The sequence below is a fragment of the Stenotrophomonas sp. YJH_SMC_130 genome (genome assembly GCF_059369035.1).
In genome coordinates this window covers 239921-263741 of the sequence record NZ_JCAFSH010000002.1, presented here as the reverse complement: position 1 = coordinate 263741, position 23821 = coordinate 239921, and the positions used below count along the sequence as shown (strand labels likewise).

Annotated in this window: 20 protein-coding genes; 7 read left to right on the top strand and 13 right to left on the bottom strand. The window is 67.1% G+C overall.

The window, feature by feature from the left end; translation table 11 throughout:
- Positions 1 to 353: 353 nt before the first annotated feature.
- Positions 354 to 968 (bottom strand): hypothetical protein, encoded by a 615-nt coding sequence (locus AC5P5V_RS05395; RefSeq protein ID WP_134967896.1) that lies wholly within the window; start codon positions 966 to 968, stop codon positions 354 to 356.
- A gap of 477 nt (positions 969 to 1445) precedes the next feature.
- On the opposite strand from AC5P5V_RS05395, the gene AC5P5V_RS05390 reads away from it, so the two are divergent.
- The 4 genes from AC5P5V_RS05390 (at position 1446) to AC5P5V_RS05375 (ending at position 5535) form a co-directional block, all read left to right on the top strand.
- A complete protein-coding gene (locus tag AC5P5V_RS05390; protein ID WP_231352428.1) occupies positions 1446 to 1727 on the top strand; it encodes an MDR/zinc-dependent alcohol dehydrogenase-like family protein in 282 nt (93 codons plus the stop codon).
- 111 nt (positions 1728 to 1838) lie between these two features.
- Positions 1839 to 2669 (top strand): alpha/beta fold hydrolase, encoded by an 831-nt coding sequence (locus tag AC5P5V_RS05385; protein ID WP_134967897.1) that lies wholly within the window; start codon positions 1839 to 1841, stop codon positions 2667 to 2669.
- A gap of 475 nt (positions 2670 to 3144) precedes the next feature.
- On the top strand, positions 3145 to 3531 hold the full coding sequence (locus tag AC5P5V_RS05380; RefSeq protein WP_134967898.1) for a BlaI/MecI/CopY family transcriptional regulator: 387 nt from the start codon (positions 3145 to 3147) through the stop codon (positions 3529 to 3531).
- Between the two features lie 3 nt (positions 3532 to 3534).
- Positions 3535 to 5535: a M56 family metallopeptidase gene (locus tag AC5P5V_RS05375; protein ID WP_231352429.1), complete on the top strand. Its 2001-nt coding sequence runs from the start codon at positions 3535 to 3537 to the stop codon at positions 5533 to 5535.
- A gap of 67 nt (positions 5536 to 5602) precedes the next feature.
- Here the strand turns inward: AC5P5V_RS05375 and AC5P5V_RS05370 are convergent, their stop codons facing one another.
- Positions 5603 to 7006 carry an SGNH/GDSL hydrolase family protein gene (locus AC5P5V_RS05370; protein ID WP_134969464.1) on the bottom strand — a complete coding sequence of 468 codons (1404 nt, stop codon included), beginning with the start codon at positions 7004 to 7006 and terminating at the stop codon, positions 5603 to 5605.
- Positions 6969 to 7292, bottom strand: a complete 324-nt coding sequence (locus AC5P5V_RS05365; protein ID WP_005421020.1) for an I78 family peptidase inhibitor — start codon at positions 7290 to 7292, stop codon at positions 6969 to 6971. Before AC5P5V_RS05365 ends, AC5P5V_RS05370 begins: the two co-directional genes overlap by 38 nt.
- Positions 7293 to 7440: 148 nt before the next feature.
- On the opposite strand from AC5P5V_RS05365, the gene AC5P5V_RS05360 reads away from it, so the two are divergent.
- The gene (locus AC5P5V_RS05360) at positions 7441 to 8028 is read left to right on the top strand and encodes a hypothetical protein (protein ID WP_495215823.1); all 588 of its coding nucleotides are present in this window, start codon (positions 7441 to 7443) and stop codon (positions 8026 to 8028) included.
- A gap of 27 nt (positions 8029 to 8055) precedes the next feature.
- Here the strand turns inward: AC5P5V_RS05360 and AC5P5V_RS05355 are convergent, their stop codons facing one another.
- Positions 8056 to 9093: a ribonuclease H-like domain-containing protein gene (locus AC5P5V_RS05355; RefSeq protein ID WP_231352430.1), complete on the bottom strand. Its 1038-nt coding sequence runs from the start codon at positions 9091 to 9093 to the stop codon at positions 8056 to 8058.
- A complete protein-coding gene (locus AC5P5V_RS05350) occupies positions 9090 to 11585 on the bottom strand; it encodes a DEAD/DEAH box helicase (protein ID WP_134969401.1) in 2496 nt (831 codons plus the stop codon). The genes AC5P5V_RS05355 and AC5P5V_RS05350 overlap by 4 nt, the downstream gene beginning before the upstream one ends.
- A gap of 212 nt (positions 11586 to 11797) precedes the next feature.
- Between AC5P5V_RS05350 and AC5P5V_RS05345 the strand changes: the two genes are divergently transcribed.
- Complete coding sequence (locus AC5P5V_RS05345) at positions 11798 to 12316, top strand: hypothetical protein (RefSeq protein ID WP_061479909.1); 519 nt, start codon at positions 11798 to 11800, stop codon at positions 12314 to 12316.
- Between the two features lie 40 nt (positions 12317 to 12356).
- Positions 12357 to 13031: a hypothetical protein gene (locus tag AC5P5V_RS05340; protein WP_134969400.1), complete on the top strand. Its 675-nt coding sequence runs from the start codon at positions 12357 to 12359 to the stop codon at positions 13029 to 13031.
- 99 nt (positions 13032 to 13130) lie between these two features.
- On the opposite strand, the gene AC5P5V_RS05335 is transcribed toward AC5P5V_RS05340, so the two are convergent.
- Genes AC5P5V_RS05335 through AC5P5V_RS05300 form a run of 8 tightly spaced genes read right to left on the bottom strand, consistent with a single transcriptional unit; the run spans position 13131 to position 23819 of the window.
- Positions 13131 to 14939 carry an amino acid adenylation domain-containing protein gene (locus tag AC5P5V_RS05335; RefSeq protein WP_231352431.1) on the bottom strand — a complete coding sequence of 603 codons (1809 nt, stop codon included), beginning with the start codon at positions 14937 to 14939 and terminating at the stop codon, positions 13131 to 13133.
- Positions 14936 to 17104 (bottom strand): hypothetical protein, encoded by a 2169-nt coding sequence (locus tag AC5P5V_RS05330; protein WP_231352432.1) that lies wholly within the window; start codon positions 17102 to 17104, stop codon positions 14936 to 14938. Before AC5P5V_RS05330 ends, AC5P5V_RS05335 begins: the two co-directional genes overlap by 4 nt.
- On the bottom strand, positions 17101 to 18222 hold the full coding sequence (locus tag AC5P5V_RS05325; RefSeq protein ID WP_231352434.1) for a BatA domain-containing protein: 1122 nt from the start codon (positions 18220 to 18222) through the stop codon (positions 17101 to 17103). The genes AC5P5V_RS05330 and AC5P5V_RS05325 overlap by 4 nt, the downstream gene beginning before the upstream one ends.
- A complete protein-coding gene (locus AC5P5V_RS05320; RefSeq protein ID WP_231352435.1) occupies positions 18219 to 19115 on the bottom strand; it encodes a DUF58 domain-containing protein in 897 nt (298 codons plus the stop codon). The genes AC5P5V_RS05325 and AC5P5V_RS05320 overlap by 4 nt, the downstream gene beginning before the upstream one ends.
- Positions 19116 to 19122: 7 nt before the next feature.
- Positions 19123 to 20106 carry an AAA family ATPase gene (locus tag AC5P5V_RS05315; protein WP_180870082.1) on the bottom strand — a complete coding sequence of 328 codons (984 nt, stop codon included), beginning with the start codon at positions 20104 to 20106 and terminating at the stop codon, positions 19123 to 19125.
- A 16-nt stretch (positions 20107 to 20122) separates the two neighbouring features.
- Positions 20123 to 20830 carry a DUF4159 domain-containing protein gene (locus tag AC5P5V_RS05310; protein ID WP_061479902.1) on the bottom strand — a complete coding sequence of 236 codons (708 nt, stop codon included), beginning with the start codon at positions 20828 to 20830 and terminating at the stop codon, positions 20123 to 20125.
- Entirely contained in the window at positions 20830 to 22164 is a 1335-nt protein-coding gene (locus AC5P5V_RS05305; protein ID WP_061479901.1) for a TldD/PmbA family protein, read from the bottom strand. Before AC5P5V_RS05305 ends, AC5P5V_RS05310 begins: the two co-directional genes overlap by 1 nt.
- 20 nt (positions 22165 to 22184) lie before the next feature.
- Positions 22185 to 23819 (bottom strand): TldD/PmbA family protein, encoded by a 1635-nt coding sequence (locus AC5P5V_RS05300; RefSeq protein ID WP_061479900.1) that lies wholly within the window; start codon positions 23817 to 23819, stop codon positions 22185 to 22187.
- Between the last annotated feature and the right edge of the window lie 2 nt (positions 23820 to 23821).

Sequence of the window (23821 nt, the reverse complement as noted above, 5' to 3'; positions counted from 1 at the left end):
GTTTCGTTTCCCCTAGCAGGGAGTGTCGGGAATGGCACGGTAAGAACCTTGAAATCGTGAAGCCCTACAATTTCCCACCAGCGCTGGGTGCATGGCACCACACTGACGATCACGTGCAAGAACCCAACTTTCCTCGTCCGCCCCAGAACCCGTACTACTTCACGGATGAGGCCTCCATCGAGTGGCCGGGCCTGACATCGTTTTGGTTAGCGTCCGCTTTCGGCCAGAAGCAGACCTCGGCCGATCAGCGTCGGAAGACTGACTTAGGCTAGCTTGTCTCGCAGTGGCCAGAAGCAGAAATCCGTGAAGCTCCAACCGAGCCGAGCCGCTACAGGGGATTTGTCTCGAACGAATCACATTTCGGGTTGGGAAGCATCCAAACTTTCAACTGCACGCTGCCCCGACTGTGCCGTACCAAAGTCGAACTCTGCAGGAGCCACCGCAATGCAATTGAGCTGGCGCTCCAATTCACGAAGCCGGTTCGGGCCACCTTGGGTGGAGGCTAGAAAGACTCGAACAACGTGCGGATTCTGCAGCAACTCTCTGATGACCGATGCAAACATTGACTTCCGTGCAAGATGCAAGTCTTGAGCATCCTCTATGAATGCGGCATTCCAACCGATGAGAGTTTCGTTCGGAAATTGCCCTGGCGGTGCGGAAGCAAGAGTTGCCATGAGCTGGTTGTACAGCGCGGCCAGATAGCCCCATTGTGCTGCGAACCTAGTGTAGAACGCCGCGTACGCACCGGCAAAGATGGCGCCGAACCATGGGATCATTTGCCCAATCTCGACTTTGAGCTGGGCTGCTGAGAAAACAAGCTCCGTGCCGGCCGCAAAGTACGACTTGATTGGGAGCACGATCGCACAAATTAGCGATGTCACCCAAAGCGACCGCAACAGTACAGCCGTGCCGCCGTTGGGTCTGTTCCGCAGAAAAAACTCACCCGCAAGAAAACTCACTGTCGACATAGTCTCTTCTCCCGCCAAACCATTTGATGGTCGCTCCCCCTTGGGAGTTTGGCTGTGCCACCCACGCCCCTCGAAAGGGTTCGCCCCCCCCCCAGCACAGCTCGATACTAGGCGGATTGTGACCTATTCACAATCCGTTGCAACGCCTGAGAATGACTAGCCTGCATTGCAAAGGTCGTAAGCCGCCGTTGTCATATCGAAGAGGAAATGGACCGTAGTGTGCGTCCGCTTCCGTCCAGAAGCGGACACTCCCTACCCCCGATAAACATTCCTAATCGATCAGCTCCAAAGGTGCAGTGCTACGCCGAGGTCGGCAGCACGCTCCTAGCTGAACGCTCCGCGCAACAGGCTCTTGACCTTAAATAAAGCTCCAATCTTAGAGTTGGCTCGGCGCTCGGATCTGCTGCATCCGAGCCTTAACGCGCAGACCTGCTGAGCGGATATCCGCCAGACAGCACGCACTCTAACGAGCATGCGATGCACACCCCGATTCAAGGCCGCGATCATCCCACTCAGATGGTCGCTATTGAGATCACTCAAGCTGGCGGCCCCGAAGTACCGAGTCCGGCCACCCGTCCCATCCCTTCGCCCAAGGCAGATGAAGTCCTCATCAGGGTTTTGCTGCCCCGAGGGGCAATGCCGATTTGCCCTTCCTCCTCGCAGAACCGAATCCGCGAAGCGCTGGGGCCCGTAGTCTTGACCAACTCTACGATCTTCACTTTCGACCTTAAAGTCGTCGTTAAAAATACACTCATTTGACACGCCAGCATGGCAGCGTTCGCGGTGTGGACCGGCCCACATGGCCGGCCATCGGCCAGTTCGCGGGGTTTCACTCGAGAACTCACAGTCCTACCTATCTTGGAGAGCGAGATGAGCTACGTAACGACAAGCGACGGCGTCGAGATCTTCTACAAAGACTGGGGCCCGAGGAACGGCAAGGTCATCTACTTTCATCATGGCTGGCCACTGTCCGGCGATGACTGGGACGCGCAGATGTTGTTCTTCGTGAACAACGGATTCCGTGTTGTGGCCCATGATCGACGAGGGCATGGTCGATCCACGCAGGTATGGGATGGACACGACATGGACCACTATGCCGATGATGTGGCTGCAGTGGTGACCCACCTTGGCGTTCAAGGTGCCATGCATGTCGGCCACTCAACTGGTGGCGGCGAGGTGGTCCGCTACATTGCCCGTCATGGGGAAGACAAAGTATCCAAGGCGGTCCTCATCAGTGCCGTCCCCCCGCTTATGGTCAAGACTGCCGGAAATCCCGAAGGCACTCCCAAGGAAGTCTTCGACGACTTCCAGGCTCAGCTCGCCTCCAACCGTGCAAAGTTCTACTACGACGTCCCTGCAGGGCCGTTCTACGGATACAACCGCCCTGGCGCCGAACCCTCTGATGCCGTGATCTGGAACTGGTGGAGGCAGGGGATGATGGGCGGGGCCAAGGCGCACTACGATGGCATCGTCGCATTCTCGCAGACCGATTTCACTGAGGACCTGAAGGGAATCACGATTCCCGTACTGGTAATCCACGGGGATGACGACCAGGTTGTGCCATATGCCGACTCCGGGCTGCTGTCTGCCAAGCTGGTGAAGAACGGAAAGCTCAACACCTACAAGGGTGCGCCGCACGGCATTCCGACCACGCATGCCGATCAGGTGAACCAAGACCTCCTTGATTTCGTGAACAGCTAAAAAGCTGGGGTGTCGCCACACCCGCGCAGTCAGGCTGCATAAGTGACAGCCGTGTACGCACGGCTGTCCGCTTGAGGGGTGCACCTGCCAAGTCGGCAGCAATCTTCTGTGGCAAACCCGCCATCAAGCCGATGTGTAGCGGGCAGATCGGAGCCCTTGAGGCTGTACGCGACTATCTAGAAGCTCAACTCGATTAGATTGATTCGCCTATTGCCGGCGTGAAAAGGGCTGCCCGATGGGGCCAGCTTCTCAAAAGTTTGACGTTCTGGTCTACGCGCAAAGTCGGCTTCAACCCCAAAACGCGTCAGACATTCCCGGAATTTCGGGAATGTTTGTCCTAAACGACAAACTTTACGCGTCTGCATATTTAAGCGCGCGGTGTGCCTACCGTTCGTCGGCCCATGACTTCCGGGGGGTTGACTACAGCTGTCGTCAAGCTGACATTGACGACACGTGTAGTCAAGGGAGTGGTGTCATGCGTGGCAAGACGATCGGGGACCAGGAACTGGCCCTGCTGCAGTACATCGATGAACATGCGCCGGCCAGTGTCGGCGAGGTCGCCAGTGGCTACGCCGAGCCCCGTGGCCTGGCCCGTTCCACCGTGCTGACGATGATGGAGCGGCTGCGGGCGAAGGGGTATCTTCAGCGCCGGCAGCAGGACGGCGTCTACCGCTACCAGGCCACCCGTGGCCCGCAGAGCGTGCTGCAGGGCGCGGTGGCGCAGTTCGTCGACAACACCCTGCAGGGCTCGGTGTCGCCGTTCGTGGCCTATCTGTCGCAGCGGCAGAAGGTCAGCGACAACGAGCTGGCCGAACTGGAAGCGCTGGTCGCCCAACTCCAATCGCGTCGCCACGAGGGCTGAGTCATGGACACCACGATGCTGATCCCGATGCTGGAACGCCTGGGCTGGACCAGCCTGCAGACCGTGCTGCTGGTGGCGCTGGTGTACGGCCTGTGCCGCGCGCTGCCGTCGCTGTCGGCGGCGACCCGCTGCCGCCTGTGGTGGCTGGTCTCGCTGCAGGCCGTGCTCGGCCTGTTCTGGAGCCAGCCGTTGCAGTTGGCCTGGCTGCCTGCCCCGCAGGCGGTGGCGACGACCGCGACCGACGTGGCCGCTGACATCGTCTACCCGCTGGCCCCGGAGGCCTCGGCACAGTTGCTGGCCGCGATGCCGATGCCTGCAGCAGACGCGCCGGCAGTGGCGTGGTGGGCCGTCGCACTGGCCGCGCTGTGGGCATCCGGCGTGCTGCTGATGGCGCTGCGTACCTTTGGTGAGTGGCGTCGCTGCCGCGCGCTGCTGGCAGCGGCCTATCCCTGCGAGGACCAGGCGTTGGTGCAGGCCCTGCAGCTGGCTTCCGATGCACACGGCGTGCGGCCTGCGCCGCGGTTGTGGATGAGCACGCAGGTGGACGCACCGCAGCTGGTCGGTCCGTTCCGCCCGGTGCTGCTGTTGCCGGCTGGCGACAACGCCCTGCAGGGCGACGCACTGGACCTGGCCCTGACCCATGAACTGCAGCACCTGCAGCGGCGGGACCTGCAGTGGGGCCTGCTGCCTGCGCTGGCCCAGCACCTGTTCTTCTTCCATCCGCTGCTGCGCCTGTCGGTGCGTGAATATGCACAAGCGCGCGAAGAAGCGGTGGACGCGGCGGTGGTGGGCCAGCACGCTGCCAGCCGCCAGGCCTATGGCCGTCTGCTGCTGCAGCTGGGGGTGGCACCGCAGCCGCACCTGGGCGTGGCCAGTGCCGCACCCGATGCCACCAGCCTCAAGCGTCGCCTGCTCTCGCTGCAGCCGCGCCGGGCCTGCCCCCGCATCCTGGCGATGGCGCTGACTGCTGTGGTGGTGGTGGTGGGCGTGGCGCCGATGCGACTGGTCGCAGCGCCGGTGCCGCCGGCACCGCCCGCGCCACCGGCGGCACCCAAGGTCGTGGCGCCAGCACCGCCGAAGGCTCCCAAGGCTCCGGCCGCACCGCCATCCGCCGCGGGCGTACCGGCGGCACCGGCTGCGCCTGCAGCACCGGCCGTGCCGGCCGCGCCGGCCGAACCCGCTGACGCGACCGGGCCCGACGATGCCGATGTGGCCGATGTCGACGATGCCACGGGCATGGCCGAAGGCGATGAAGGCGCGACGTCGGCCGCCACCTCCATCACCACCTACGGTCGCCTCGACCTGGGCAGGTCGCCCCGGGAGGCCTTCGTTCTGGTTGATGGTGATTCGACCTTCGCCAACGGCGGCATGGACGACGTGACGGTGGCCCGCAGGCAGCTCGGCAAGGGCCCGGCGTTGTGGTTCCGCCAGGGTGACAAGCGCTACGTGGTGCGTGACCCGATGCTGATCCAGACCCTGCAGCGTGCCTACAGCGGTGCCGTAGAGCTGGGCCGCCAGCAGAGCGAACTGGGCCGGCAGCAAAGCGTGCTGGGTCGCCAGCAGGGTGAACTCGGCAGGCAGATGGGTGAAATGAGCCGCCTGCAGGGCGAGGAGTCGCGCCGCATCGCACTGATTGCCGCCGAGGCTGCACGCAATGCGATGGCCGCCCACGACATCAACCGTGAGGCGGCTGCGGAAGCGGCGAAGGCAGCGCGCGGTGCAACCAGCGACGTGGCCGTTGCGCGTGAGGCTGCACGCGAGGCCGCCGCCGAGGCACGCCGTGCGATGCAGGAAGCCCGCAGCGAGGCCGCGCAGTCCGGCCGCACTCGTGACATGCAGCGCCTGGCCAGCCAGCAGTCTGAACTGGCCAGCCGCCAGGCGGCACTGGGCAGCCAGCAGGCCGCCTTGGGCGAGCGCCAGGCACGCGTGCATGCCCAGGCGTCGCAGCAGGCGCAGCAGGTGATCGCGCGCGCACTGGCCAGCGGCAAGGCCGAGCGACTCTGATCGGTAGTGCCGGCCGCTGGCCGGCAATGTGGGGTGCCGGCCAGCGGCCGGCACTACCCTGGGGCAATCAGTGCTGCAGCCAGCGTATCGGGAACGCGTCCGCCATCGCTGCATAGCCGGCATCACTGGGATGCAGATGATCCCCGCTGTCATAGCTGGGAAGCAGATGGGTCGGGCGCTGTGGATCGCGCATGATGCGATCGAAGTCGATGACACCATCGACGCCCTGTGCTGCCCTGATCCAATCGTTCACGGCTTGCCGCTTGGTTTCTCCGGCGGCGTCGAAGTAGCCTGATCCTCCGTAGGGCAGCAACGTTCCAAGCATCACCCTGATCCCACGTTGCCGGGCTCGCTGCACCGACGTGCGCAGGGCGTCGATCAACTGCGCTGCAGACACCGCCTGCGGCGGATGCAGCTGGCCGATGCCGATATCGTTGATGCCCAGCAGCAGCACGGCATGGCTGGCACCGGACACCGCCAGCACATCGTGCCCGAAGCGCGACACGCCTGCTGGCCCGACTCCATCATGCAGCCAGCGATTGCCGGCAATGCCGCCATTGACCACGCTGACCTTGCGCAGGCCTGCACTGCGGACACGGTCATCGAGCAGGTTGGGCCAGCGGAAATTGCGATCCACTGTAGAGCCGGCACCATCGGTGATCGAGTCACCGAAGGCGACCATGACCACCGGCTTGCCGCCAGCTGCTGGTACCGCCGATGGCTGGTTTCCGGCAACGTCAATGGCGTCCAGCCAATAATAGGCCCGCATGGGGTCGGCGGAGCGCAGCAGGGCCGCGCCGACCTGGTTGCCGGGCGCGCGGTAGTTGGTCTGCAGGCCGACCGAATGCGTGGTGACCACCGGCGTCGGTGCCATGACGTACAGGCTGACGGACAGCTCCGTCTGGTCAGCCACATGCAGGTTGATCCGATCACTCCAGCGCTCTTCGCCGGGGGCGAGCGTCAAGCGTGCTGCACCACTGAAACGCAATGAGCGCTGCTTGTGGAGGACGACACCATCGGCGCCCATGCTTGGCGCAATACGGAGGTCCTCCAATGTGACCGGGGCCTTGCCGAACCGGTTGGAGAAGCGAACGCGCAGTGTTTCTCCGCCGCGCGAAAGACGTACGGTCATGCGTACGGTCTGGTCGGCCAGGGTGACGGGTGGGGGCGGGGGAACGATGTTGTCCGGAAAGGTAACGCCGTAGTCCTGCTGGGCGGCGAACCAGGTGGCGGACCATGGGGGCCGGCCCTCATGTGCCGCCAGCGGGGGGGCGGGGGCCACGCACAGCAGAGTGGCGAACAGACAGCCCAACCACCGTCGATACGGTTTCCTGTTGCGGAACCTCGGCATACAGCACTCCTTGCAGTGTGGCTGGAACCTTATCCCGCTGGCGCGGGTGGATACCCGGTGCCAGCGGGATCGGTAAGGAACATCAACCGCAGCTGGCGCGCTCGATGCGGTTCTGCGCATCCACCTGCACGGTCACGCGGTCCTGGCGGAAGTCCATGGTCACCGCCATGCCGGGTTTGACTACCCGTGCACCGCGCGCGCCGCTGTCAGCCACCAGTTTCTTGATCGTGGCTTCGTCGGCGGTTTTGCCGGTGAACGCTTCCAGCGCCTCGGGGCGGCATTCGTGCGGGCCATCGGAGACTTTGGCCGGCAGGCTGCCGGTATCGGCGGTGCCGTTGGCATCGGCATGGCTGCAGGCCGCGAGCGGCAGGATGCTGGCCAGCAGCAACAGGGTGGTAGGGCGCATGGGCACGGCTCCGGTGAAGGGACAGCGGGCAGTGTCGCCGCTGCGCGTCTCTGTGGTGTCAACGCGGCCTGAATCCGTGCCTGGCAAGCGCCACAGTGTGTGAAGTCGTCGAAGAGCAGCGGATTGATGCCTGTGCGGGCAGCGGTTAGTGTCTTGCACCCAGTCAACTCAAGGCGCATGTCCGATGGTTGAGCGCGTTCAACGCCTGATCAATGCGGTTTCGTCCATTCCAGGCGTGCGCACCGCTTCTGTGACCAAGCAGGATTTGTCGGAGCTGGCCGTAGACGAATTGTCGCTGTTGCCCTACGCGGATCTACCGCTGGCCGTATTGCGGCGTAGCGAAGGTGCTCTGTCGCATGAGGTGCTGATTGGGATCGAGTTTGAACTGGACGGCGGCCCGGCAGGCTTGCTGGCGCTGGAGTTTCTGTCGTGGTGGGTGCGTGACGCTGCGCGCAGTGGAGCGCTGATGCAGTTGCGCAGCCTGGCGTTGCCCCCCCTGGAGCAGCAGTTTGGCCAGACCCTGAAGTTCACCGTCGACTGGTTCCATGCTGACCCACAGCAGGACCTGGAACGGCTGCTGATCGCCGTAGACGAACGGGCCGCAAACCTGGAAGCGACCTTGGATCACTTCGCCATTGCCGAGCGCATCAAGGCCGCCGCTGTCGATTCGTCCAGCAGCGACGTGCCCGCGCCCAGTGCGTTTGCTGGACGACTGCGGAAGTTCTTGACTGCGTGAATCGCGGGGAAAAGCGGGGCGCTGCGGTCAACGCGAGTCGTCCTGCCTGGCGACCAGAGCCAGCGTTTCGCGCTCACGCTGTTCTTCGCGGATCAGCCGCTGCAGCAGCAGGGCCAGGGTCACCACGTCCTGGTGATTGTGGTCGGCCACCCGGCGCAGGTTCACCGCGTCGCCGCCGCGCAGGAAGCGCAACCACGCACCGGGTGCCTCCGAGCCCGGCAGATCGTCCTCGCGCACCACGCGCAGCAGCTGGCGTTCGATGGTGGACAGCTTGCAGTTCTCCCACGTGCCGCGATAGCGGCGGCGGGTGGGGTAGAGCAGGTCGACATGGTCCAGCGCGCTGATCGGGTCGCGTTGCCGGGCAAGCCGGTAACGCGCTTTCAGCAGCGGTGCGTCATAGCTGCGGCCGTTGTAGCTGCAGAACACGGTGGACGGTTGCAGCCAGCCGGCGAAGGTGGCCAGCATCGCGTCCTCGGCGGCCATCGTGGCCATCAGCAACTGGCGGATGCGCAGGCCTTCGCCACGCTGCGGGCACACATGCCAATCGGCCGCGCCGATCATGAAGGCACGGGTGCCGGTGCCGCCGGCCAGGCCGGTGGTCTCGGTGTCGAAGAACAGCAGATCGCGTGCAGTCACGTGCTCGCCGTCGCGACGGGCGAAATCAAGCGACAGCGGTTGTGCCGGGATCGCCTGCGGCTGCAGCGATTCGATCAGGAACAGGCCCGGTGCGATCTCCTCACCTGGCAACTGACGGTCCTGTGCGCTGGCGCGAGCAGGAGCGGGGCCGCCGCGCGTGCGCAGGCCGAGCAGGCGATGCAGGCTGCCCACTTCGGGCCGACGCAGCGCGGGCGGCGTCGTGGCAGGTGCCGCCGCGCCGGTCGGCTTGTGGCGGATCTCCTGCTCGACCCAGGCGAACACCGAACGCTCGGCCGGTGGTTGCCGCGCATCGTTGGCGGCCACGGGTGCCGGTGGCGCAGGGGGCACGTCCGGCACGGCCGGTGTGCTTGCCTTCGGGTCGCCGGCCTGCCTGCGCAGCAGGCGCAGCTTGTCCAGGCTCAGGCTCACGGTGCCAGCAGCTCCATCGGATCGCGCGTGGTCACCACCACGTCGGGCACATGCTGGCAGGCATCGGCATCGGCATCGAACAGGTCGAGCACGCGCAGTGCCAGTGCGCGCGGCGAGGTCTCATCCTCTTCCTGCGCGGCCAGCACCGGGCCGACGCAGGCCGGGCAGCCGGCCTTGCAGTCGCAGCGCTGCACCAGTTCGCGCGCGCGCTGCACCAGTTCGGCCTGGCGCTGCCACAGCGGTTCGCTGAGGCCCACGCCACCAGGGAAGTTGTCATACAGGTACACGGTGGGCACGAATTCCTGCAGCAGTTCGACAACCCCAGGATCACCCTCGCTGCCGCGCAACTGGCCACGGCCGCTCTGGTCGGCGATCGCAAACCAGGAGCCATCGCCGTTACCGACCGACTTCTGCAGGTCGCGCGCATCGGCCATCACCGCCACGGTGGCGACGATGTGCAGCGCATACGCCGCACCGAGGAAGCCATCGAGCGCATCCTGCCTGCTGGCGAACGCGCGCAGCAGCAGTGCCTGCGGCAGCTGCCACCACACTGCGGTGGTGTGCAGTTCCTGGTCGGGCAGGTTCACCGGCCCGTAGCCGATGTTTTCGTGGGTGTAGTAGCGGATCTTCTTGTAGCCGGCCACGCGCCGCACCACGTGCACTTCGCCATGGTGCGAATCACCGCGCCCGGCCACGCCACCATCGAAGCGGTCCAGCACCTTGAGCTTGGTGAAATCGATGCTGTCGGTGTAGTAATCCACATGCGTGCGGGTGACGTAGGCCTTGCGGCCCTCCCAGTCGAGCGTCTCCACCTGGTAGGGCGTGGACTGCACCATGTGGATGGCGCCTTCATACAGCGTGAGCGCGGCGGCGGAGTAATCGACCTCGGCGATGATCTGCTGGCGGCCGTCGCTGCGGTCGACCACCACGAAGTTGCCATCGGCCACCGCGCGCAGGCTGACCGCGTTGGCCGGATAGCTGTCGGCAATCCATTCCCAGCGCTCGCCTTCGCGGTGGATGACTTCGGTTTCGGCCAGCGCTTCCAGGAACACTTCCGGGTCGATCGGGCCGAAGCCATCGCCGACCCGGAACGGCAGTTCAAAGGCCGCGCAGCGAATGTGGTCGAACAGGATCAGCGGCTGGTCTGGCGCAATGCGCGCATGTTCGGGCGAGGCTTCGGCGAAGAAGTCCGGATGCCGCACCACGTACTGGTCCAGCGGCTGCGAACTGGCCACCATCACGCCGAGTGCGGGTTGCTGGCGGCGACCGGCACGGCCGAAACGCTGCCAGGTGGCGGCCACGCTGCCGGGGTAGCCATTGAGGATGACCACGTCCAGGCTGCCGATATCCACGCCCAGTTCCAGCGCCGAGGTGCTGACGATGCCGTCGATGTTGCCGGCACGCATCGCACGCTCGGTCTCGCGGCGTTCGGTGGGCAGATAACCGCCGCGGTAGGCGCGGATGCGCGGCGGCTTGCGCGGGTCGTGGTCGAAGATGTCCTTCAGGTACTTGGTCAGCACCTCGACCATCAACCGGGTCTGCGCGAACACCAGGGTCTTCAGCCCGGACTTGATCGCGATGCGCGCGATGCGGTTGCTCTGCGAGCGCGCCGAGGCACGCAGGCCCAGGTCGGGGTTGATCACCGGCGGGTTCCACAGCAGCACCTGCTTCGGCCCGGTGGGCGCGCCGGATTCGGTGACGGCGGTGACCGGTGCCTCGATCAACGCCTCGGCATGCGCCTGCGGGTTGCCGATGGTGGCCGAGCACAGGATGAACTGCGGTTGCACGCCATAGAACGCGCAGATGCGCTTGAGCCGGCGCAGCACGTTGGTGACGTGGCTGCCGAACACGCCGCGGTAGGTGTGTACTTCGTCGATGACGATGTAGCGCAGGTTCTCGAAGAACTGTGCCCACTTGGTGTGATGCGGCAGGATGGCCTGGTGCAGCATGTCCGGGTTGGACACCACGATGTCGCCATGCAGGCGGATCGCCTGGCGCGCATCGCCGGGGGTGTCGCCGTCGAAGGTGAAGGCCTTGACGCCGAGATCGCCGGCACGATTGAGTTCCAGCAGCTCGGCCACCTGGTCCTGGGCCAGTGCCTTGGTCGGGAACAGGTACAGCGCCTTGGCCTTGTCCTGCATGGCCGCGCTGACCACCGGCAGGGTGTAGCACAGCGACTTGCCGCTGGCGGTGGGGGTGACGATGGCCACGTGCTCGCCGCGCTGGCTGGCCTCCCAGGCTTCGGCCTGGTGGCTGTAGAGCTGCTCGATGCCACGTGCCTTCAGTGCTGCGGCCAGCGCCGGTGGTACCGAGTCGGGAACGGGCGCGTAGCGGCCTTCGCGGCCGGGAATGGCGAAGCTGCCGGTGATGCGGTCCTGGTAGCGGCGCTGCAGGCGCGCGCTGAGCAGCGCGCCGTCGCGGGCGGGCAGGCCATCGCGGGTGGCGAGCTTCTGCTCGGCATCGGCGGTGCGCTTGGCGAGTTCGTAGGCCATGGAAGAGGAAGCGGGGACGGATTGCGAGGGGTCACATGGCACCACATCCATGTCTCAGGATGTGAGACACCGCACACGGCGGGCGTGAACCGTTCAGTGCTCGCGTCCCGTGGCGTCGCCGCATCTCCCTTGGCTGAACAGCTGCCGGTGCAGCAACGAAATCTGAAGCCGGCATCCGTATCCTTGGGCGCTGGACGCAACCAACAGGGTGGATGGCTGTGGCACGACGTGGAACGCAGGGAGCACTCCTGGCCGGCATGCTGCTGACCGGCATCGTACAGGCGCAACAGGCTGCGCCGGTGGCGGTGCCCGATCCTGCACCCGTTCCCCCTGAAGATGCGCCGCCTGCCCCGACCGCACCGATCTCCACCACCTTGCCGCAGGACAACGTCACCACCCTCGGCGAAGTGCGTGCGCTCAAGCCCGATGACGAGCCGCTGGACCTGTACCGCTTCAAGAACCCGGTGAAGTTCGGCGATAACCGCTTCAGCCGCGACTGGAGCGAACCGCCATCGCCGGAGCAGGTCAGCATGGGCGGTGGCTACATCATGATGGGTGTGGTCAAGGGTGTGCTGGCGGCAGCCAAAGGCATCAACAAACTCACCGGCGGTCCCGACCAGATCCAGGCGGCCGTGGCGCGGCCACCCCCAGAGCTCAGTGCCGAACAGCAGCAGCGCGCGCTGCGGTTCTCACAGGAGCAGGATGCCGGCGACACAGCGCCAGTGAAGTAGGCCGGTATATCCTGCGGGCTCCCCCACCGCTAATGCTGTCATGTCCCTGCGTTCGATCTGCCTGCTGTCCGCGTTGCTGCCGGCCTCCGCCTTCGCGTCCGATATCGCCGATGGCGGCGCCTGCCGCAATGGCGCGTTCCCCTCCCAACAGAGCCGGTTCGCGCTGGCGCGGGTGGTCGATGCACCGCGCCTGTACCTGCTCGGCGACATGGAGGGCTGCCCCGCCAAGGGCGAACCGGCCTGCCGCCAGCGCAGCTATGTGGTCAACGGCGATACGGTGGTGACCGGTCGCGACCTGGGCCGTTACCGCTGCGCGTTCTTCCCGAACAGGGTGGGCGGCAGCGCCGGCTGGGTCGACCGCAGCAAGCTGCAGCCGTTGCCGGTGGCCGTGCCCACGCTGCAGGACTGGACGGGCCACTGGAAAGATGGCGACAACGGCCTGCGCATCACCGTGCAGGGTGGACAACTGCATGTGGATGGCGACGCCTACTGGCCCTCGGCCAACCCCACGCCGGAACAGCGCCCGTACGGGCCGAACCTGGGCCAGGTGGAAGCGCGTGCCACACCGCAGGGTGCCGATGTCGAGTTCGCCGAGGATACTTGCCGGGTGCGTGTGCACTCGCTGGGTGAGGTGCTGATCGTGGCCGACAACAGCGAATGCGGTGGCATGAACGTGCGCTTCAATGGCGTGTACCGGCGCGCGGGAACGCGTTGACCCCGCCGAAAGACGCCAGCCAAGGTTGGCGTCCATCAGGGCAACCGGCCAGTAGATCCACGCCATGCGTGGATGCCGCCCGCGATCCCATCGTCGCGGTCAGCGCCGCCGCTCCAACCACCACAGCAGCGATGCGCACAGCACGAACGCCAGCCACCACGGCCAGCGCGATCCCGGCACGGGTTGCATCACCGACGCGGTTGCCGGGGAGCTGCCCGCCAGCGCCTGCGTGGTTGCATCGATCATTGCCTGCTGATGCAGCGCGGGCGCGTCCTTCGGGTCGAATGCATAGCGCCAGACGGTAGCGTCGCCGTGCTGCAGGCGCTGCCAACCCGCCTCGCGCGGCCACCAGCCCGCGCAACGCAGGTCTGACGTCGCGCCATCGACGATCAGCGGCGTGCCTTCGCCGCGTGCGTTGAAGGCCTGCAGCGGCGCCTGCACGCCGCACAGCGCCTGCCGTTCGCCCGCCCAGCTGATCGGCTGTGGCGACCACAGCGCCTCAGCGCTGCCCTGCGCCCGCGCCAGCGTGGCAACCACGCCGCTCCACAGTTCGCCGTGGCGGTCATCGCGGCCGGCCAGCACCCAGCGCCAACTGTCGGTGATGGGCAGCAGGCCGATGCGGCCTTTGCCGGTAGCGCGCCAGCCGCCGACAGCCTTGCCGGTGCGATCGTGCAGCAGCGCGTTGCTGCCAGGTACCTGCAGCGCCAGTGTTTCCAGTGTGGGCAGCGCGGCGTCGTGCGAACTGCGGTCTGCCTCTTCGCCGTAGCCGGTCGGCAGCGTACCCGCGGCGAGCGGGCCACGTCGTGCGGCGAGGACCGCGCTCTCGCCGTCGCCGGGAAGTTCGAGGACCTGGCTGCTGCCATCACCCCGCAGCGGCAGACCCAGATCGTGCAGGCGCTGGCGCGCGCTGGCCGAAGGCGCGCCCGCACTGCGTACCAGCACGCCCAGTCCTTCGCGCAGCGCCTGCCGCACAGCGGCCAGCTGGGCGGCATTCAATGCCGCCAGGCTGCGCTCGTCCAGCAGCAGCAGATCGCTGCGCGCCAGCGACGCCGCGTCCAGCGGCAAGGCGCCGTCGCCGACGCTCAGGCCGGCACCGGTATCGGCCTGCACCTGCACGCGGATGCCGGCATCGGCTGCCCAGCGGCGCAGGTACTTCAGTTCGGGGCCCGGCGCGCTGGCGCGTACCTGCAGGCGCAACGGCGCCGCCGGCAGGGTCTGCTGCGGCACCGGCACGTTGTCCACCACATGGCCGTCGGCATCGAGCAGGCGCAGCTGGAACACGCTGCGGCCTTCGGCGCGGGTGATGCCACTCAACTGAACGTGGCCATCGTCGGCAACATCCGCGCGATCGACCACGCTGCCGGCCGGGTCGAGCAGTTCCGCCTTTGCCCTGGCAACGCCACGCGCCTGTGCCTGTACCTCGAAGCGTGCGCCGGGCGCGGCGTCGGCCGGTGGCTGCAAGGCGACCCAGCCGCGCGGCGGTGCTGCCGGCTGCCAACGTACGTCGCGTGGCAGTACCGCATCGCGATCGCGTGCGACCAGGCCGGCACCGACCAGGGTGAGCGTGGAGGCCGGATGCTGCCGCAGCGCGGTGGCCAGGTCGGGTACGCGCTTTGCGCCGGGCACATCGGCAGCTTCCGGCAACAGCCACAGCGGACCTTCGCTGGCCGGGAACGCGCCGGCCCTGCTGGCATCGATTCCGAGCACAACCAGCCCGCCTGCGGGTTGCTGGCGGGTGGGCGGCACCAGGCAGAAATACAGCAGCGTGGCGACGATGACCTGCAGCCCGATCACCCCCCAGCGGCGGCCACGGTGCGTGGTGTTGCCGTGCGACTGGCGAACGCTGGCGATCGCCACGATCACAGCGAGTGCCAGGGCGATCCACAGGTTCAGGCCGGAGGGGTTCATGGCTGCGCCTCCAGCGCGTCCAGGTAGCGCTGGCCCATCGCATCGGCGGCACTGCGCCGCATCGCCTGCGGCAGTGGACGCTGCAGCGCCCGCCACAACTGAGCGCGCAGGCGCAGGCGGCAGTCGCGGCAACCGGGCTCGATGCGCAGCTGCTCGATGGCGGCAGCCAGATCAAGGGCATCGGGCAGGTAGGCGGCATTGCGCTGCTGCCAGGCAGCGAGTGCGTCGAGGTCGGGCACACTGGTGTCATCACCGAGGCGCTGCCAGGCTTCGATGATGGTCGGGTCGGGCGGCGCTCGTGCGGCCAGCGGCAGTTCGCGACTGGCCAGTCCGGTGCGATCGCCGCCGAGGCGACGGCCTTCATCGATCGGCGGCAGCTCCGGTCCCACCCGCGCCAGATAGATGCGTTCGGCCTGCTGCACCTGCTTGATGAACGCCAGTGCCTTGTAGGCGAACGGCAGTGCCTGCTCCGGACGGCCCTGGCGCAGCTCGCCTTCGGCCGACCACATCTGGTCCAGCGCGGCCTTCAGCGTGGCCCGGGTCTGCGGGTCGAGCAGGGTCGCGGCCTCGGCATGGTCATGGGTGTGGCCGTATTCGGAGAGCACATCGGTGGCGCTGCCGAACACCGGTGGGGCATCGGCATTGGCCGGCTTGCCGCCGTGATCGTGGCCATGCTCATTGTGTGCCCCGGCCTCGGCGCCATGGTCGTGCTCGTGCTCGTCGTCGTGGCTGCCTGCAGCTGGCGCATCGCTGGTGGGCAGGTCGCTGGTCGGCGGCGGCTTCGGTGCGCCTTCGCTTTCCTCACCCAGGAACTGGCCGTAGCGCAGACGCAGGATGCGCTGGTCGACACCGATCGCATCGCTGCGCTTCACGAAGTCCTCGGCGGCCAGGCTGCGTCGCTGCCGGATCAGCGCTTCGGCATCGATGATGATCTGCCGCTGGCTGCGGAAGTAGGCCGGCAGCGTCTTCTTGATGCGGCCTTCCAGTTCGGCACCGAGTGCAACCTCGGCGCTGGGCAGGCGCAGGATCACGCTGCTGCTGCGCCCGGCCTGCGGTGTTGGCGCGTGGTTGTCGCGTACTTCCAGCTGGGCGATGACATCGCTGCCTGGCTGCGCGCCCAGCGCAGCCAGGTCGAGGCTGTGCGCGAAACGCCGTGCAGTCGCTTCGCCGCTGCCGGTGAGGCCGACACTGCGGCGAACGAAGGTGATGTTCTCGCCGCTGCCCTGGGTAATGGTGATCGACAGCGTTGCCGGCGTGGCCACGGCGTAGTCATCGCTGGCTTCGAAGCGCAACGACCACTGGCGTTGCCCGGGCGTGCCCAGCACCAGGGTCGCGGCGGGCTCCAGCACGCGCACGCTGGGCGCACGATCAGCGACCACATCCAGGCGATGCAGGCGGGTCTGGGCCAGTGCAGGTTCGCTCACCACGCGGTACAGCACAGGCACGCGCGCCACATCCTGCGCCAGCCACTGCCCATCCTGCTCGCTCAGCGGCAGCCGGCGGCCGTCGTGGAACTGCAGCCATGCCTTGTCCGGCGCGCGATCGAAGCGCAACGACCACGACAGCCGGCTGTCCGCGGCGACCTTGGCATCCAGCGCGTTCTGGGTGCGCGTGGCCTGGCCGGTATAGGCCGGTGCGTCGATCCGCAGGCGGGTGGACTGAAGGTGCAGCGGGCCGGCGGCAGCCGTGCTGACAGGCGCCAATGTGCGGGCCGGCGCGGAGCCGGGGCCGGAACGTGGCCAGCCGAATGCCAGCGCAGTGATCGCCAGGCCTGCGACCCAGCTCAGGGCCAACGCCCTGCGCGGCCAGCGCGGACGCAGGTCCGGTGTCGCGCGCTCCAGCGTGGCCAGCACATGCGCGCGCTGGCGCTGCTGCAGCGGATTGAGCAAGGCGGCATCGGCGAACAGCAGGTCGGCACTGTCCTCGCTGGCACCGCTGGCATCGAGCTGGCGCTGCACCCACTGTGGGTCCAGCTGGCGGGCACGTGCCGTGGCGAGCGCTGCGCAGGCGAGCACGCTGACCGTGCCGACCACGCAGGCGATATCGAAGCCCGCCAGACGCAGCACCAGCGTCGTCGCGGCCAGCGCCCATGGCAGGCCCAGCAGCAGGGTAACGAGTGCACGTCGACGGCGTGCGCGTTGCCAGGCGTGCTGCAGGGTGTTCATGTGGCCACCCTGCGCCGGCGACTGCTGGCCATCCAGCACTCCAGCGCGAACAGCAGCACGATGGCCAGCAGCAACCACGTGGTTGGCTCACGCGCGGGGGGCGCTATGGCGGGCAGTGCGGCTCGGCGTGGTGCCTGGTCCTGTGCATCGCCGAGGCGCGGTGACGCTGGCGGTTGCAGCGCCAGCAGCAGGGCACGCGGCAACCGCGGGTCGCGCAGCGCAGCGTTGCCTGAGGCATCCCAGTCGCCGGGTAGTGACAGCAGGACGCCGTGGCCGATGCGCTGTTGCCACAGCACTGGTGAGCCGTCGGCGTTGCGCAGCAGGATGCCGGCGTCGCCAGCAGGCTTGCCGGCGCTCACTGCACGACCGCCGTCGCGCAGCCACGCCTGCCAGCTCGCCGGCAGTGCATCGCTGCGGCTCCATACGCCGATCTCGCCGCGTTCGGGCAGGGCATCGGCCGACAGAGGAGCGAGCGGCGCCTGCATGCCCCACGCGCGCTGCAGTGCGTTCACCCAGTGCTGGGCGGCGGCGGACGCATCGCTGTGCACGCGCAGACGCGGCACCGTCGCGGCACTCGGTTGCGGAGTGGCCGGTATCGGTTGCGGCCGCCACGTTACTTCGCGCGACAGCTGCAGGCGGACGCCATCCAGACCGGGCAGGGGATCGGGAACGTGCACGGTCAACGCGGTGCCCGCGGGCAGCTGTGCGTCCAGCTCGCGCAGCAGGCTGGGCAGCGATGCGCTGGACGCAGGTGGTGGGTGGTCGATAGCGGGGAAGCCGGGTGCCAGCCAGTGCCAGTTGCCCGCTTCGGCGGTGCCGCGCAGTGCGGTCGCGTCCAGTCCGGGAGCCACTACCGTCCAGGCAGTGGGGACCGGGGCAGGGCCGACCAACGCAGGTCGTGCCAGCAGCAAGGCCAATGCGGCCAGCAGCAACAGGCGCACCATCAGCAACGGCCAGTCATCGAAACGGATGCGCTGGCGCGGGCGGATCTGTGCGCGCAGCCAGCGCAGCGCGGCGAAATCCAGCGGCGTGTACGGATGGCGCCGGGCCAAATGAATCAGCAGCGGCAGCAACCCTGCAGCGAGCGCGGCCAGGCCCAACGGGAACAGCAGGGTCATGCACCGCCCCCACGGCCGAACAGCGCCTGCAGTGCCTGGTCCAGCGGCTGGTCGAGCCAGCTGGTGGCACTGGCGATGCCGCTGGCCTGCAGGCGCGACTGCAATGCGTTGCGTGCGTCAGCGAAGCGCTGCAGGTAGTCGGCGCGGATCGCCGCGCCATCGCCCAGTAGTTCCTCGCCGGTCTCCGGATCGCGGAAGCGATGGCCGGCGTCGAACGGGAAATCGCGCTCGTCGGCGGTCAGGATCTGCAGCAGTGCCACTTCACGGCGTGCGCTGGCCAGTTGCTCCAGCAGCACGATGCAGGCCGCATCGAAGCCATCACCCATCGCCAGCAGCAGGTCGCCCGGGCGCACGCGCTCCCACAGCGGGCGCAGGCGTTCGGCCGCGGGCCAGGTGCCGCGCGCCTGCAGGGCATGCAGCTGCAGATGCACGCGGTCACGCTGGCGTGCGCCGTCCGCTGCGGCCACCAGCTGCAGTCCATCGCCATTGATCGCCAGCAGGCCGAAACGGTCGCCCTGCTGCAGCGCCAGTTCCACCACGCAGGCGGCCACGCCGCGCATGTGATCCAGGCGCGTGCGCTGAGGTGCCGCGCGATCGGCCTGGCCGGCCGAGGCGGTGGCATCGAGCAACAGCCAGACCATGATCGGGCTTTCGCGTTCGGATTCGCGCACGAAGAAGCGGTCCGAACGCGCGTACAGCTTCCAGTCGATCTGGCGCAGCTCGTCGCCCGGTTCGTAGGCCCGGTACTGGGCGAACTCGAGGCCGGCACCGCGGCTGCGGCTGGCGTGCTGGCCGATGCCACTGGCGCCGCTGGCCAGGCGCGGCCGCAGCCGCAGCAGGCGCAGGCGCGCACGCAGTTCCGGAGGCAAGGTCAGCGGGGTACCGGCGTTCACGCGTGGCTCAACCCGGGAACGGCACGGCCTGCAGAAGGGCGGCGACCACGTCGTCGGCACGCTTCTGCTCGGCCTCGGCGGCGAACGACAGCAGCAGGCGATGACGCATCACCGGCGCGGCCAGTGCCTGCACATCCTCGCGGGTGGCGGCGAAGCGGCCCTGCAGCAGTGCGCGCGCCTTCGCCGCCAGCACCAGCGACTGCCCGGCGCGCGGGCCTGCGCCCCACTTCACCCACTGGTTGATCGCCGCCGGTGCGCCTTCGCCCGGACGGCTGGCGCGCACCAGGCGGGTGATCCAGGCCAGCACATCAGGGCTGACATGCACCTGGCGTACTGCCGCCTGCAGGGCGATCACCGCCTCGGCATCCATCACCTTCGGCACCGCGTCGGTGGCACCGCCGGTGGTCTGTTCCAGGATCCGCCGTTCCTCGTCTTCGCTGGGGTAATCCACCAGCACATGCAGCAGGAAGCGGTCCAGCTGCGCTTCGGGCAGCGGGTAGGTGCCGGCCTGCTCGATCGGGTTCTGCGTGGCCAGCACGAAGAACGGCGCGGGCAATGCGTAGGTGGTGCCGGCGTAGCTGACCGTGCGCTCCTGCATCGCTTCCAGCAGCGCGGCCTGGGTCTTGGGCGGGGTGCGGTTGAGTTCGTCGGCCAGCAGCAGGTGGGTGAAGATCGGGCCCTGCTGGAAGCGGAAATGGCGATGGCCGGTGCCATGGTCTTCCTCCAGCAGCTCGGTGCCGAGAATGTCGCTGGGCATCAGGTCGGGGGTGAACTGCACGCGCCGGAACTGCAGTTCCAATGCCTGGCCGAGTGAGCGCACCAGCAGGGTCTTGCCGAGCCCCGGCGCACCTTCCAGCAGGCAGTGGCCACCGGCCAGCAGGCCGATCAACAGCTGCTCGACCACCGTGTGCTGGCCCACCACCGCGCGTGCGAGCGCGGCGCGCAGTTCATCCAGGCGCGGCAGCAGGGATTCGAGGTCGGAGGAGTTCATGGGCGTGCAGGTCCTGTCAATTGTTCAACGCGTACATCACGATGTTGACGCCAAAGCGGGTGTTGTCTTCGGCCAGGAAGCGCTTGTTGCGCCAGTCGTAGTCCCACTCGCAGCCGTAGTCCTTGTTGCTGTAGAGCAGGCCCAGCCGACCCTCGACCTCGATGCCTTTCAGATAGTCGTGCACCAGGTCGTCGCCCCAGCCGTTGAGTTCGAAGCTGGTGGCGGGCGGACCGTCCGGGAAGCGGAAGAAACTGCGGTACAGCGCGTGGCTGTTGGGCAGTTTCTGCAATGCCTTCGGGCCGAACAGCCGGCCCATCTGTGCCTCGAACGAGGTGGCGAACAGGCCGTCGATGTCATGGTTGCAGTCGTCGACGAAGACGAAGCCGCCATTGCGCACGTAGCGCACGAAGTTCTGCCGTTCGGCGGCGTTGAACTCCACCAGCGTGTGCCCGGCCAGGTAGCAGAACGGCGCTTCCAGCATGCGCGGGTCGGCCAGCGCCACCACGTGTTCCTGCGGGTCCACGCGCAGCGATGTGTAGTCGATCAGCGAGGTGATCAGGTTGGATGGCATGCGCGCGTCCACGTCCCAGTCACCGGAGTCGTACTGCAGGCGGGTGAACCAGAAGTCGTAGCGCGAACTGCGCGGGCCTGCCTGTGCCCAGGCCGGCAGCGCCGCCGCCGAAGCGGCAGCGGCCAACCAGCGCAGGCAGGCCCGGCGATCCATCAGACCGCGTCGGACAGCGAGGTGAAGGTGAAATCGCGCAGCTTCATCGGCGGGATCATCATCACGTAGCTGGATTCATCACCGGCCACACGCACCGGCTTGCCCAGCTCTTCGATGTTGTTGAGCATGATCACCGGCGACTCGTTGAAGCGGAAGTTCTTCACCGGGTGCTTGATCTGGCCGTTCTCGATGTAGAAGGTGCCGTCGCGGGTCAGGCCGGTCAGCAGCACGGTCTGCGGATCGACCATGCGGATGTACCAGGTACGCGTGACCAGGATGCCCTTCTGGGTGCCGCGCACCAGCTCGGCGGTGCTCTTGTCGCCACCGCTCATCAGCAGGTTGCCCGGCGAGGCCTTGGCGGTCTTGCCCTGCTTCTGCGCCCAGAAGCGCGAGTAGTCCAGATTGGCGATCCTGCCGTTCTCGATGATGGCCATGCGCTCGCGCGGCAGCCCTTCGTTGTCCCACGGCAGCACCGGTGCATCCGGATGCCACGGGTCGGCGATCATGGTCACGCGCGGGTCGTAGACCTGCTCGCCCAGCTTGTTGCCGCCGCCCTTCTTCGACAGAAAGCTGCGGCCTTCATCGGCCGAGCGTGCACTGAAGAAGTTCATCATGAAGCTGATCAGGCCTGCCGCTGCGGCCGGCTCCAGGATGACCGTGTACTTGCCCGGTTCCAGTGCCTTGGCTTCGGCCGATTCGGTGGCCTTGCGCATGGCGATGCGGATGTCCTGGTCAGCCTTGAAGTCCGCCGCGTCCTTCAGGTTGCGGCCGACCCAGCCCGAACCGCGGCCATCTTCGGTGCGCACAGTGCAGGTGTAATCGAAGTTGGTGGTGCGCTGGTAGGCGAAGTTGCCGTTGCTGTTGGCGGTGGCCTGGAAGCCCTGGCCGTCCTCCAGGAAGCCGGCGGCGACCAGGCCGTGGCCGCGGCACGGGGCGATCGAATCGGCAGCGACTTTGGCACGGAAGGCCGGATCGATCGCGGCGGTGGATTCGCTGAAGGTCGGGCTGGCGCGGTAGCTCTGCTTGCCGATGGCCGGCATGAACTCCGGGTTCTCCGGGGCCAGGCGGGCCAGGTCTTCGGCACGGCGTACCACGCGTTCCAGCGCGGCGTCGTCGAACTCGTTGATCGAGGCGGTGCCGACGCGCTTGCCGAAGGCGACGGTGACCGCCAGCTCGGTGTTGTCGACGATGCCGCTGGTGGAGACATTGTTCAGCGCGAAACGGATGTTGCCGCTGATCGCACCGGCCAGCACGGCGGTGCACTCGTCGGCCTTGGACAGGGCGATGACCTTGTCGAGGATGGCCTTGGCCTGGGCTTCGGTGAAGATACTCATGTGTAAGGGCTCCTGACCGGTCAGCCGAGGCTGCGTGCGGTGTTGATGACGTTGATGCCGTTGAAGCGCGCGGTGGACGAGCCGTGCGAGACCGCCGAGACCTGGCCCGGCTGGCCCTTGCCGTCGAAGAACGAACCGCCCAGGCGGTAGTCGCGCTCGTCGGCCACGGCGGTACAGGCGTTCCAGAATTCCGGCGTGCGGATCTGGTAGGCCACGTCTTCCAGCATGCGGGTGATCTGGCCGTTCTTGATCTCGTAGAACAGCTGGCCGCCGAACTGCGCGTTGTAGCGCTGCTGGTCGATCGAGAACGAACCGTCACCGATGATGTAGATGCCGTTCTCCACGTCCTTGATCAGGTCCGGCACGCTCAGCGGCTTCTTGCCCGGTGCCATCGACACGTTGGCCATGCGCTGGAACTGCACGCTGGACCACGAGTCGGCATAGCAGCAGCCGTCGGACTCGGTCTTGCCGAGGATGTGCGCCTGGTCGCGGATGGTCTGGTAGTCCACCAGCTTGCCGTTGCTGATCAGGTCCCAGCGCTTGCACTTCACGCCTTCGTCGTCGTATGCCACGGCGCCGAGGCTGCCCGGCTGGGTCTTGTCGGCGAAGATGTTGACCAGCTCGCTGCCGTACTGGAAACGCTGTTCGCGCTTGTCCAGGGTGGCGAAGCTGGTGCCGGCGTAGTTGGCTTCGTAGCCGAGCACGCGGTCCAGTTCCAGCGGGTGGCCGATCGACTCGTGGATGGTCAGCCAGGTGTGCGACGGATCGAGCACCAGGTCGTACTTGCCCGGCTTCACCGACGGTGCCTTCAGCTTTTCCTGCGCCTGCCGGGCGGCGGCGATGGCGTCTTCCTTCATGTCGTAGGAAGAACTGTAGTTGACCACGCCATTGGGGCTGACCACCTTGCCCGCGGCGGCACCGTCCAGGTACTCGTAGCCCAGGCCCATCGGCGAGGACAGGCCCGAACGGGTGCGGAACTTGCCGCTGGCCTTGTCGATGGCGGTGACCGTCATCGGCGCCCAGATGCGATGCACGTCCTGGTCGATGTAGGAACCGTCGGTGGAGGCGAAGTACTTCTGCTCGTTGACCAGGAACAGCATCGAGTTGACGAAGCTGGCACCGGCGCCCATTGCGGCGGCGTTGACGTCCAGCAGCAGGCCGACCTTGTCCTTGATCGGCACCTCCATCGCATTCTTGCGGATCGGCGTGCGCCAGCTCACCTCACCCACGCCCGGCGCCTTGGCCAGCTGCACCGGCGCGGTCTGCACGCCGGCATTGGCCTTGGCGATCGCGGCCGCCTGCTGCGCCGCCTTGGCCACGTCGGCGGTGCCCAGCGCATTGGTGGCGGCAAAGCCCCACGCACCATTGACGATCACGCGGATGCCGACGCCGGTGGACTCGGTGTTCACCACGTTCTGCACCTTGTCCTCGCGGGTGATCACGAACTGCCGCAGGTAGCGGCCGATGCGCACGTCGCAGTAGGTGGCACCGGCCTGGCGGGCGGCGGCCAGCGCCGCATCGGCCAGGCGCTTCTTCAGCCCCAGGTCCAGCGTGCTCTGCAGCTGCTCGGCGGCGATCACCTTGCCGAAGAAGGAGGGCACGATCAGCCCGCCCGCGGTAAGCCCGGTCAGGGCCAGGAAGTCACGTCTTTGCAAGG

Bases quoted from the DNA above. Each gene is read 5' to 3' on its own strand.
- AC5P5V_RS05340 (WP_134969400.1), top strand. From the start codon at position 12,357: ATGTCCCTGCGTTCGATCTGCCTGCTGTCCGCGTTGCTGCCGGCCTCC.
- AC5P5V_RS05310 (WP_061479902.1), bottom strand. From the start codon at position 20,830: ATGGATCGCCGGGCCTGCCTGCGCTGGTTGGCCGCTGCCGCTTCGGCG.
- AC5P5V_RS05380 (WP_134967898.1), top strand. From the start codon at position 3,145: ATGCGTGGCAAGACGATCGGGGACCAGGAACTGGCCCTGCTGCAGTAC.
- AC5P5V_RS05375 (WP_231352429.1), top strand. From the start codon at position 3,535: ATGGACACCACGATGCTGATCCCGATGCTGGAACGCCTGGGCTGGACC.
- AC5P5V_RS05385 (WP_134967897.1), top strand. From the start codon at position 1,839: ATGAGCTACGTAACGACAAGCGACGGCGTCGAGATCTTCTACAAAGAC.
- AC5P5V_RS05325 (WP_231352434.1), bottom strand. From the start codon at position 18,222: ATGACCCTGCTGTTCCCGTTGGGCCTGGCCGCGCTCGCTGCAGGGTTG.
- AC5P5V_RS05335 (WP_231352431.1), bottom strand. From the start codon at position 14,939: ATGAACCCCTCCGGCCTGAACCTGTGGATCGCCCTGGCACTCGCTGTG.
- AC5P5V_RS05365 (WP_005421020.1), bottom strand. From the start codon at position 7,292: ATGCGCCCTACCACCCTGTTGCTGCTGGCCAGCATCCTGCCGCTCGCG.
- AC5P5V_RS05350 (WP_134969401.1), bottom strand. From the start codon at position 11,585: ATGGCCTACGAACTCGCCAAGCGCACCGCCGATGCCGAGCAGAAGCTC.
- AC5P5V_RS05305 (WP_061479901.1), bottom strand. From the start codon at position 22,164: ATGAGTATCTTCACCGAAGCCCAGGCCAAGGCCATCCTCGACAAGGTC.
- AC5P5V_RS05330 (WP_231352432.1), bottom strand. From the start codon at position 17,104: ATGAACACCCTGCAGCACGCCTGGCAACGCGCACGCCGTCGACGTGCA.
- AC5P5V_RS05390 (WP_231352428.1), top strand. From the start codon at position 1,446: ATGCACACCCCGATTCAAGGCCGCGATCATCCCACTCAGATGGTCGCT.
- AC5P5V_RS05315 (WP_180870082.1), bottom strand. From the start codon at position 20,106: ATGAACTCCTCCGACCTCGAATCCCTGCTGCCGCGCCTGGATGAACTG.
- AC5P5V_RS05370 (WP_134969464.1), bottom strand. From the start codon at position 7,006: ATGCGCAGAACCGCATCGAGCGCGCCAGCTGCGGTTGATGTTCCTTAC.
- AC5P5V_RS05395 (WP_134967896.1), bottom strand. From the start codon at position 968: ATGTCGACAGTGAGTTTTCTTGCGGGTGAGTTTTTTCTGCGGAACAGA.
- AC5P5V_RS05345 (WP_061479909.1), top strand. From the start codon at position 11,798: ATGGCTGTGGCACGACGTGGAACGCAGGGAGCACTCCTGGCCGGCATG.